Source organism: Streptomyces sp. NPDC005791 (assembly GCF_042871485.1).
Classification (GTDB): Bacteria; Actinomycetota; Actinomycetes; order Streptomycetales; family Streptomycetaceae; genus Streptomyces.
In genome coordinates this window covers 354,146-364,948 of record NZ_JBIAIP010000005.1, presented here as the reverse complement: position 1 = coordinate 364,948, position 10,803 = coordinate 354,146, and the positions used below count along the sequence as shown (strand labels likewise).

The window sequence follows — 10,803 nt, the reverse complement described above, 5'->3', positions numbered from 1 at the left end:
GGGTGGGCCGGGATGTCGTGGGAGTGCGGGGTCACGCGGAGCCGAGTTCGTTGTCGATGAACGCGAAGACGTCGTCGGCGGAGGCCTCTTCCAGACGGCCGGTGACCACTGCCGCATCCTGGCCGAGGGTCTTGTCCAGGTCGTTGAGCAGGGACTGCAGACGGGTGGTGACCCGGCTCTGCTCCAGGTCCTCGGCGGTGAGGTCGCCCAGCCGGGCGGCGACCCGTTCGAGCTCGGCGACCACGGAGTCCACGGAGGTGTCCGCACCGGCGAGTTCGGTGCCCAGGTACTTGGCGAGGGCGGCGGGGTTGGCGTAGTCGAAGATGAGCGTGGCCGGCAGCGCGACTCCGGCGGCGGCACTGATCCGGTTGCGCAGGTCGACCGAGGTGAGCGAGTCGAAGCCGAGGTCGCGGAAGGCACTGGTCGGCTCGACGGCGCCGGCGTCGCCGTACCCGAGGACGGAGGCCGCCTGGCCGCAGACCAGGTCCTGCAGGGCGCGCTCGCGCTCCCCTCCGGTGAGTCCCGCGAGCTTCTCCGCGAAACCGTCGGCCGCGTTCGCGCCGTCCGGGCCGCTCGTGGTGCGCCGGGCCCCGGGCAGTGCGGACAGCAGCGGGCTGGGACGGGTCGCGGTGAACGCGGGGGCGAACACGGACCAGTCGACGTCGGCGACGGTGACGGTGGTGTCGCCGCCGTCCAGGGCGCGGCGCAGCGCGGTGAGTGCGGTGTCCGGGGCGAGCAGGGACATACCCATCGCCCGGGCCGAGCTGCGCACCGCGCCGTGCGCAGCCATGCCGTCACCGCCCCAGGGGCCCCAGGCCACGGACGTGGCGGGCAGTCCGGCCGCGTGGCGGTGCTCGGCCAGTGCGTCCAGGTAGGCGTTGGCTGCGGCGTAGTTGGCCTGACCGGCGCCACCGACGGTGGCGGTCAGGGAGGAGAACAGCACGAACGCCGACAGGCCGAGGCCGGCGGTCAGTTCGTGCAGGTGACGGGCGGCGTCCGCCTTGGGGCCGAGGACACGGGCGAACCGGTCGGCGTCCAGGGCGTCCAGGACCCCGTCGTCGAGGGCGCCGGCCAGGTGCACGACGGCCGTCAGGGGGTGCTCCGCCGGTACGGAGTCCAGCAGACCGGCCAGTGCGGACCGGTCGCCGACGTCGCAGGCGGCCAGGGTGACGCCGGTACCGGTGGCGGTGAGTTCACGGACCAGGTCGGCCGCGCCCGGCGCGTCGGGGCCGCGTCGGGAGGTGAGCAGCAGGTGTTCGGCGCCCTCGGCGGCGAGCCGTCGGGCGACGACCGCGCCGACCGCGCCGGTGGCGCCTGTGACCAGCACCGTGCCGGACGGCTGCCAGGGGGCGCCCGCGCGGGCCGGGGCGTGCTCCAGGCGGCGTCCGTAGGCGCCGGAGTCCCGGATCACGACCTGGTCCTCGCCACCGGCGTCGCCGAGCAGCGCGGCGAGACGGGCCACGGCCGACGGGCCGGCCTCGGCGGGAAGGTCGACGAGGCCGCCCCACCGGTCGGGGTGCTCCAGCGCGGCGACCCGGCCGAGGCCCCACAGCGCGGCCTGGGCGAAGCCGGTGACGGTGGCGCCGGTTCCGTGCGCGACGGCGTCCCGGGTGGCGCACCACAACGGGGCTTCGAGGCCGGCGTCCCCGAGCGCCTGGACGAGGGCGGCGAGGGCGTCCGGCGGCGTCGTCGGGGCGGGCAGGTACAGGACGCCGTCGGCCGGGGCGCGGCCGGTGAGCACGGCGGCCAGTGCGACGCGGTCGGCGGTGTCGGGCACGGTAAGGGTGTCGACGTCCAGTCCCTGTCCGGCCAGGCCTTCGAGCACGCCGCGGGTCCACGGTGCGTCGGCGGTGGACTCGGGCACGACGGCCAGCCAGGTCCCGCCGAGCGCCGGGGTCGCGGAAGGCGCCAGCGGTTCCCAGGCGACGCGGTAGCGCAGCCCGTCCGCCGCGGCGTGTGCCTGCCGCCGGCCGTGCCAGGAGGCGAGGGCGGGCACGACGGCGGCGACGGAGCGCTCGTCGTCGAGGCCGAGGGTGGCGGCGACGGCGCTCACGTCCTGCTCGCGCACCAGGTCCCAGAAGGGGTCGCCGGCGTCGCCGCCGGACCCGGCCTGCCGCTCGGCCTGCAGGATGGGGGCGTCCTCCCAGTGCCGGTCCCGGCGGAAGGGGTAGGTGGGCAGGTCGACGGTGCGGCCGCCGGCGAATACGGTCCGCCAGTCGGGACCGGTGCCGGTGAGGTGCAGGCGGCAGAGGGCGTCGACGAGGGCGGCGTCCTCGGCGCGGTCACGCCGCTGGGTGCCGATGGCGTCGGGGACCACGTCCTGCGCCATGGTGCTGAGCACCGAGTCGGGACCGATCTCCAGGAACCGGGTGGCGCCCTCGGCGGCGAGCGTGGTGACCCCGTCGTGGAAGCGGACGGCCTCGCGGACGTGCCGTACCCAGTATTCGGCGTCGGCCAGGCCGTCGGCGATCCGGCCGGTGACGTTGGAGACGACCGGGAGCGCGGGCTCGTGGAAGGTGAGGCCGGCCAGTACCTCGCGGAAGGACTCGAGCATCGGGTCCATGCGGTGCGAGTGGAAGGCGTGGGACACCTTCAGCCGGGTGCTCTTCTCGGCCTGGGCGGCGACGGCGAGGACGGCGTCCTCGTCGCCGGAGACCACGACGGAGCGCGCGCCGTTGACGGCGGCGATGTCGACCCCGTCGGTGAGGAGCGCGGTGACGTCGGCCTCGGTGGCGCGCAGGGACACCATCGCGCCGCCGGCCGGCAGGTCCTGCATGAGGCGGCCCCGGGCGGCGACCAGGGTGACCGCGTCCTTCAGGTCCAGCACGCCTGCCACATGGGCGGCGACGATCTCGCCGATGGAGTGTCCGGCGAGCAGGTCGGGGCGGACGCCCCAGTGCTCCAGCAGCCGGTAGAGGGCGGTCTCGAACGTGAACAGCGCCGCCTGGGTGTAGACGGTGCGGTGCAGCGGCGCGTCGGCGCCGTCGGCGTCCTCGTCGAACATGACCTCGCGCAGGGGCCGTTCGAGATGTACGTCGAAGGCCGCGCAGATGTCGTCGAAGGCGGCGGCGAACACCGGGAAGGCGGCGTGCAGGGTGCGGCCCATGCCGGGGCGCTGCGAGCCCTGTCCGGAGAAGAGCACGGCGAGGCGGCCGGGCTCGGGGGCCACGACGGGCGTGCTGGTGCCGTCCGCGACCTGGCGCAGGGCGGCCAGCAGCTCGTCCCGGTCGCGTCCGGTGACGGCCGCGCGGTGGGTGAACAGGGAGCGGGTGGTGGCCAGGGAGTGACCGACGTCGTACGGGTCGAGGCCACCGGCGACCGCCAGCAGCCGTTCCGCCTGCCGCTGTACGGCGTCGGCGCCCTTGCCGGAGAGCAGCCACGGCACGACGGGCAGCTCGGTGCGGTGGAGGGTGCCCTCGTCGTCCCCCTCGGGCGGGGCCTCCTCCAGGACGGTGTGCGCGTTGGTGCCGGAGATACCGAAGGAGGAGACGCCGGCGCGGCGCGGCCGGCCGTCGCCGCCCCAGGGGCGGGGCTCGGTGAGCAGTTCGACGTCGCCCGCGCTCCAGTCGACGGCGGTGGTGGGGGTGCCGACGTGCAGGGTCCTGGGGAGGGTGCCGTGGCGCATCGCCATGACCATCTTGATGACGGCGCCTACTCCGGCGGCCGCCTGGGCGTGGCCCATGTTGGACTTGATGGAGCCCAGCCACAGCGGCCGGCCCTCGGGTCGGTCCTGCCCGTAGGCGGCGATGACGGCCTGTGCCTCGATGGGGTCGCCGAGCGTGGTGCCGGTGCCGTGGGCCTCGACCGTGTCGATGTGGTGCGGGGCCAGCTGGGCGTCGGCGAGCGCCTGCTGGATGACCCGGACCTGGGCCGGACCGCTGGGCGCGGTCAGGCCGTTGGAGGCACCGTCCTGGTTGACGGCGCTGCCGCGGACGACGGCGAGCACCTTGTGCCCGTTGCGGCGGGCGTCGGACAGCCGCTCGACGAGGAGCATGCCCGCTCCCTCCGCCCATGCGGCGCCGGCGGCGTCGTCGGAGAAGGAGTGGCAGCGGCCGTCGGGCGACAGGGCACGGCGCTCGCTGAACTCGACGAACATCTCGGGGCTGGCCATGACCGCGGCCCCGCCCGCCAGCGCGAGGGAGCACTCACCCTTGCGCAGTGACTGGATCGCCGAGTGAAGGGCGACCAGGGAGGAGGAGCAGGCGGTGTCCATGGTGACCGCCGGGCCCTCCAACCCGAGGGTGTAGGCGATCCGGCCGGAGACGATGCTGCCGGAGATGGTGCCGCCGAGGTAGTCGTGGTGCATCAGGCCGACGAAGACACCGGTCTGCGTGCCCTTGACGGCCGTGGGGTCGATGCCGGCCCGTTCGAAGGCCTCCCAGGTCACCTCGAGGAGCATGCGCTGCTGGGGGTCCGTGCCGGGTGCGTCCTTGGGGCTGATGCCGAAGAAGGCGGGGTCGCACTCGGCGGCGTCGTACAGGAAGCCGCCGTGGCGCACATAGGTCTTGCCCGGGGCCCCGGGCTCGGGGTCGTAGAGGGCGTCGACGTCCCACCCGCGGTCGGTGGGGAAGTCGGAGACGACGTCGACGCCCTCGTCGACGATGCGCCACAGGTCCTCGGGGGTGCGTATCCCGCCGGGGTAGCGGCAGCCCATACCGATGATGGCGACGGGTTCGTGGTTCTGCTCCTCCAGCTCCCGTACGCGGCGGCGGCTGCGCTCCAGCTCGGTCGTGGCCCGCTTCAGGTAGTCGCGGAGCTTGTCAGCCGTGGCCGGGTCTTCCATCACAGGGCTCCCAGTTCGTTGTCGATCGTCGCGAAGAGTTCTGCGTCGCTGGCCTCGCCGAAGTCCTGCGGCGACTCGGGCGCCGCGTCGCCGCCGCGGGCGTCCTGCCAGCCGCGGAGCAGTGCTTCGAGGCGTGCGGTGACGCGCGCGTGGCTGCCGTCCTGGTCGGGCAGCGCGAGCAGCGCGGCCTCCAGCCGGTCCACTTCGGTCAGGGCGGACCGGGCGAGGTCGGCCGGTCCGGGGACGAGTTCGGTCTTGAGGTGGGCGGCGAGTGTGCGGGGCGAGGGCTGGTCGAAGACCAGCGTCGCCGGGAGGGTCAGGCCGGTGGCGCCCGCGAGGAGGTTGCGCAGTTCGACGGCGGCGAGCGAGTCGAAGCCCATCTCCTGGAAGGCACGTCCGGGGTCCACCGACTGCGGTGAGGGGTGCCCGAGCACGCCGGCGACATGGGTGCGGACCAGGTCCAGCAGGGTGCGGTCGCGTTCGGTGTCGGGCAGGGCGGCGAGCCGCTCGCGCCAGGAGGCGGACGAGGTGCCGCCGGCGGTCTCGGCGCCGGGCTTACGCGCCGCGGGGCGGACGAGTCCGCGCAGCAGCGCGGGGACGCCGTCCGGCCGGGCCCGTACGGCCGCGCCGTCCAGCCGGACGGGGACCACGACGGCGTCCTCGGCACCGAGGGCCGCGTCGAACATACGCAGTCCCTGCGCGGGCGTCAGGGGCGGCAGGCCGAGGCGGCGCAGCCGCTCCAGGTCGGCCGCTTCGATGCCTGCGCTCATGCCGCCGCCCGATGCCCACAGGCCGTAGGCCAGGGAGACGCCGGGCAGGCCGAGGGAGCGGCGGTGGGCGGCGAGGCCGTCGAGGAAGGTGTTGGCGGCCGCGTAGTTGGCCTGCCCGCCCCCGACGAGCAGACCCGCCGTGGAGGACAGCAGGACGAACGCGGACAGGTCCGACTCCCGTGTCAGGTCGTGCAGGTGCCAGGCTGCGTCCACCTTGGGCCGCAGGACCCGCTCGACCCGGTCCGCGTCAAGGGTGGCCAGGACGCCGTTGTCGACGACGCCGGCGGCGTGGACCACGGCGCGGACCGGGTGCCGGTCGAGCAGCGCGGCGAGGTCGGCGCGGTCGGCGACGTCGCAGCGGGCGAGGGTGACCTCGGCGCCGAGCGCGCCGAGTTCGCCACGGAGGTCGGCCGCACCGGGAGCGTCCGCACCGCGCCGGCCGACCAGCAGCAGTCGGCGTACGCCGTGCTCGGTGACCAGGTGACGGGCGATCAGGGCGCCCAGGCCGCCGGTGCCGCCGGTGATGAGCACCGTGCCGTCCGGGTCCCAGGTGAGGGGGCCGCCGGGCTTGGCGCGGGCCAGCCGTGGCACGCGTACCTCGCCGTCGCACACGGCGGTCTCCGGCTCGTCGGAGGCCGCCGCGGTGGCGAGGGCGGCCTGCGGGGTGGCGGTGCCGTCACTGCCGATCAGCAGGAAACGGCCGGGGTTCTCGGCCGCCGCTGCGCGCACCAGGCCGAACAGCGGGGCGTGCGTGAGGTGGTCACCGCGCAGCAGGACGGCGAGCGTGCGCCCGGTGAAGCGTTCGTCGTCGAGCCAGTGGCGCAGGGTGTCCAGGGTCGTGGCGACCAGGTCCCGCGCCCGTTGCGGCAGATCGGCGCCGGTGGCGGGGTCGGGGTCGGTGGGTACGGCCAGGACGACCGTCCCGGGGACCTCGCCCGCGTCCGCCAGTGCGGCCAGGTCGTGGTGCCGGGGCGCGTCGAGGCCGACGTCGGCGCCGCACACGGCCAGGTCGGTCGGCGCCGGGTGTGCCGCGCCCGGCGCCGGGACGAGGTCGACCCGGTACAGGGGGTCGTCGGCGTCCGCGGTGAGTTGGTCGGCGGTGACGGGCCGGGCCACGAGGCCGCGGACGGTGGCGACGGGTGTGCCGTCCCCGTCCGCCAGGTCGAGGCGTACGGCGTCGCTGCCTGCCTGGGACAGGGTCAGGCGCAGGTGGTCGGTGCCCGCCCGGTGCAGGGTGACGCCGCTCCAGGCGAACGGCAGCACGGCCTGTCCGCCGGGCAGGTCCAGCAGGTTGACGTGCAGGGCGGCGTCCAGCAGGGCCGGGTGGAGACCGAAGGCGCCGGCGGTGGTGCGCGCTCCGTCGGGCAGAGCGGCTTCGGCGTACAGTTCCTCGCCCCTGCGCCACATCGTGCGCAGTCCCTGGAAGACCTCGCCGTAGCCGTAGCCGGTGCGGGCGAGTTGCGGGTAGAGCCCGTCCAGGTCGACGGCCTCCGCACCGGCGGGGGGCCAGACGGCCGGCTCGGTGGGCGGTGTCACGTCGGGGGGCACGGTGCTCAGCACGCCGGCGGCGTTGCGGGTCCACGGGGCGTCGGGGGTGTCGGTGCGGCGGGACCAGACCGTCAGTTCGCGGCGCCCGTCCCGTTCCGCGTCGACGGCGACCTGTACGGCCACGGCACCTTGTTCCGGCAGGGTGAGGGGGGCGTGCAGGGTGAGTTCCCCGACGGTGTCGCAGCCGGTCTGTGCCGCGGCCCGCAGCGCCATCTCGACGAAGGCGGTGCCGGGCAGCAGGACGGTGCCGTGGACGGCGTGGTCGCCGAGCCAGGGATGGGAGGACAGGGACAGCCGTCCGGTGAGGACCGCGCCCTGTGTGTCCGGCAGTTCGGTCGCGGCGGTCAGCAGCGGATGGCCGGTGGCCTGCTGCCCGAGTCCGTCGGCGTCGCCGGTGCCGCCCGCCGCGGCTTCGAGCCACAGGCGGGTCCGCCGGAAGGCGTAGGTGGGGAGGTCGGTGCGCCGGGCGTGGTGAGGGGCGTGGAACGCGTCCCAGTCGAGGGTCCCCCCGGCGGCGTGCAGCCGGGCCACCGCGGTGACGAGGTCGCGCGGCTCGTCACCGTCGCGTCGCAGGCCGGGCACGCACACACTGTCCGGGGGGAGGCACTCCGCGGCCAGGGCGGTGAGCGCCCTGTCCGGGCCGACCTCGAGGAAGGCCCGGACGCCCAGGTCGTGCAGGGCGGTGAGGGCGGGGGCGAAACGGACCGGGCGGCGGACGTGGTCCACCCAGTAGCCGGAGGTGGTGAGCTCGCCAGGGCCGGCGAGGGCTCCGGTGAGGGTGGAGACGATCGGGATCCGGGGCTCCTGGAAGTCGCACCGGGCGGCGGCCTCGGAGAAGGCCTCCAGCATCGGGTCCATCAGCGGCGAGTGGAAGGCGTGGGACACCGAGAGCCGCTTACCGCGTCCGAGGCGGGCGGCGAGTGCGTCGACGGCCTCCTCGGTCCCCGATATCACCACGGAGCGGGGGCCGTTGACGGCGGCGAGGCCGACGTGCTCGTCCAGGTACGGAGCGACCTCCTCCTCGGTCGCCCGCAGTGCGGCCATGGCGCCGCCGGCCGGGAGCGCCGCCATCAGGGCGCCACGGGCCAGGACGAGGGAGACCGCGTCCGGCAGGGAGAGCACTCCGGCGACATGCGCGGCGGCCAGTTCACCGACGGAGTGGCCGGCCAGGTAGTCCGGCACCGCGCCCCAGGACTCCAGCAGCCGGTACATGGCCACCTCGGTGGCGAAGATCGCGATCTGCGCGTGGTCGGTGCGGGTCAGCAGCGCGGAGTCCCCGTCGACGAGCTCGCCGAGCGGGCGCTCCAGATGGGGGTCGGCGAGAGCGCACACCGCTTCGAACGTCTCGGCGTAGACCGGGTAGGCGCGGTGCAGGACGCGACCCATGCCGGGGTGCTGGGCGCCCTGCCCGGTGAACAGGAACGCCGTCCTGCCGCCGACCGGGGTGAGCGGACTCGCGACGGTCAGAGCGTCCAGCAGCTCACCGGTGTCGTTGCCGACGGCGACGGCGCGGTACTCGAAGTGGGTGCGGGTGGTGGCCAGCGAGAGGGCGATGTCCGCCGGTGCGGTGTCGTCACGTCCGGCGAGGTGGTCACGCAGGCGGGTGATCTGGCCGGCGAGGGCCTCAGGGCTGCGGCCGGTGACGATCCAGGGCACCGGTGTGCCGGCGGTGGCGCTCGCACGGGGTTCCGCCACCGCGGCGGCGGGCTTCGCCTCCGTGTCGGAGGCCGCCGGTTCCTCTTCGAGGGGTGCCTGCTCCAGCACGACGTGGGCGTTGGTGCCGCTGATGCCGAAGGAGGAGACGGCCGCGCGGCGCGGGCCGCCGGTGTCGGGCCAGGGGCTCTTCTCCAGGGCGAGTTCGACGGCTCCCGCGTCCCAGTCGACCTGGTCGGTGGGGGTGTCGACGTGGAGGGTGGGCGGTACCTCGCCGTGGCGCATGGCCATGACCATCTTGACGACCCCGGCGACGCCGGCGGCGGCCTGGGTGTGACCGAGGTTGGACTTGACGGAGCCCAGCAGCAGCGGCCGGTCGGCGGGGTGTTCACGCCCGTACGTCGCCAGCAGCGCCTGCGCCTCGATCGGGTCTCCGAGCGAGGTCCCGGTTCCGTGTGCCTCGACCACGTCGACGTCGGCGGCGGTGAGGCCGGCGCCGGCCAGCGCCTGGCGGATGACCCGTTGTTGCGAGGGGCCGTTGGGCGCGGTGAGCCGGCTGCTCGCGCCGTCGGAGTTGACAGCGCTGCCACGCACCACGGCGAGCACCGGGTGACCGTTGCGCCGGGCGTCGGCCAGGCGTTCCACGAGCAGCATGCCGGCGCCCTCGCCCCAGCCGGTGCCGTCGGCGGCGGCGGAGAAGGCCTTGCAGCGGCCGTCGGGGGCGAGGCCCCGTTGCCTGCTGAAGTCGACGAACGTCTCGGGGGTGGACATCACGGTGACCCCGCCCGCCAGCGCGAGGGAGCACTCACCGGCCTGCAGTGCGCGCACCGCCCAGTGCAGGGCGACCAGCGAGGAGGAGCACGCGGTGTCGACGGTGACGACCGGGCCCTCCAGGCCGAAGGTGTAGGCGATGCGCCCGGAGGCGATGCTCGCGGCGCTGCCGTTGGCGAGGTAGCCGTCGAGGTCGTCGGGGACGGTGTCGAGGCGGGTGGCGTAGTCGTTGTACATCACACCGGCGAACACGCCGGTGCGGCTCCCGCGCAGGGAGGCCGGGACGATGCCGGCCCGCTCGAACGCCTCGAAGGAGGTCTCCAGCAGCAGCCGTTGCTGCGGGTCCATGGCAAGGGCCTCGCGCGGGCTGATGCCGAAGAAGTCGTAGTCGAAGTCGGGGGCGTCGTACAGGAAGCCACCGGTGCGTGCGTAGGTCGTGCCGGCCCGGTCCGGGTCGGGGTCGTACAGGGCGTCCACGTCCCAGCCGCGGTCGCCTGGGAACTCCGCCACGGCGTCGGTTCCCGTCGCCACCAGGTTCCACAAGTCCTCGGGCGAGGTGACCCCGCCCGGGTAGCGGCAGCCGATGCCGACGATCGCCACCGGGCCGTGTGCGCGTTGTTCGTTCTCGCGCAGCCGGCGTCGTGCCTCCCGCAGGTCAGCCGTGGTCCGCCTGAGGTAGTCGAGCAGCTGCTCTTCGTTGTTCACCAGCGCGCCATCCGATCGGGATCGAAAGTGGGCCTCGGTCCTGCGGACTGTCTCCGGACGGGATCCCGGTCCGCTTCCCCCTCCGTTGACGGAGGCTAGGTAGGGGGCGGTGGCGCTTGATACCCCTACGGCCCCCAGGGGCCCGTGAGCCGGTACGGGGGGCATGCCGGACGGTATGCCCGAACGGGCAGCTCAGAGGTGGAACCGTGCCCGGTAGAGGCGCGTCGCGGCCCGAGTCCTTTCTTTACTTCCCGGTAAATTGCCGGACCGGAGAAAGTCGCCTCGCACCGGCACTATGAGTGAGAAGTAGCTTCCGGAAGGGCCTGGTTGACAACGTTGGCAACGACCTATACCCTCGCTGTTTGTTTGATCAAGTAGCTCTTTTCCTACCCTCCGGAAAGACTTACCGAACCGATCGAATCACGCCATAAATGACTGACCCTCATTTTGACGGCACCCTTATTCGGACCCGCCGTAAGGTTGGACCGCGACACCGACCGGCTGCCGCCGCAAGGACGCGGCGACGACCCTCGGCACCGCACCACGGCCGAGCGGGGGAGCCTGGTCGGCCCT

At 74.3% G+C, this 10,803-nt stretch carries 2 protein-coding genes; both read right to left on the bottom strand.

Translation table 11 applies throughout. From position 1 onward, the window contains the following. Positions 1-31 precede the first annotated feature (31 nt). On the bottom strand, positions 32-4,786 hold the full coding sequence (locus ACFYSH_RS13180; RefSeq protein WP_388752273.1) for a type I polyketide synthase: 4,755 nt from the start codon (positions 4,784-4,786) through the stop codon (positions 32-34). Next, positions 4,783-10,230 carry an SDR family NAD(P)-dependent oxidoreductase gene (locus ACFYSH_RS13175; protein ID WP_388752271.1) on the bottom strand — a complete coding sequence of 1,816 codons (5,448 nt, stop codon included), beginning with the start codon at positions 10,228-10,230 and terminating at the stop codon, positions 4,783-4,785. The genes ACFYSH_RS13180 and ACFYSH_RS13175 overlap by 4 nt, the downstream gene beginning before the upstream one ends. Positions 10,231-10,803 lie beyond the last annotated feature (573 nt).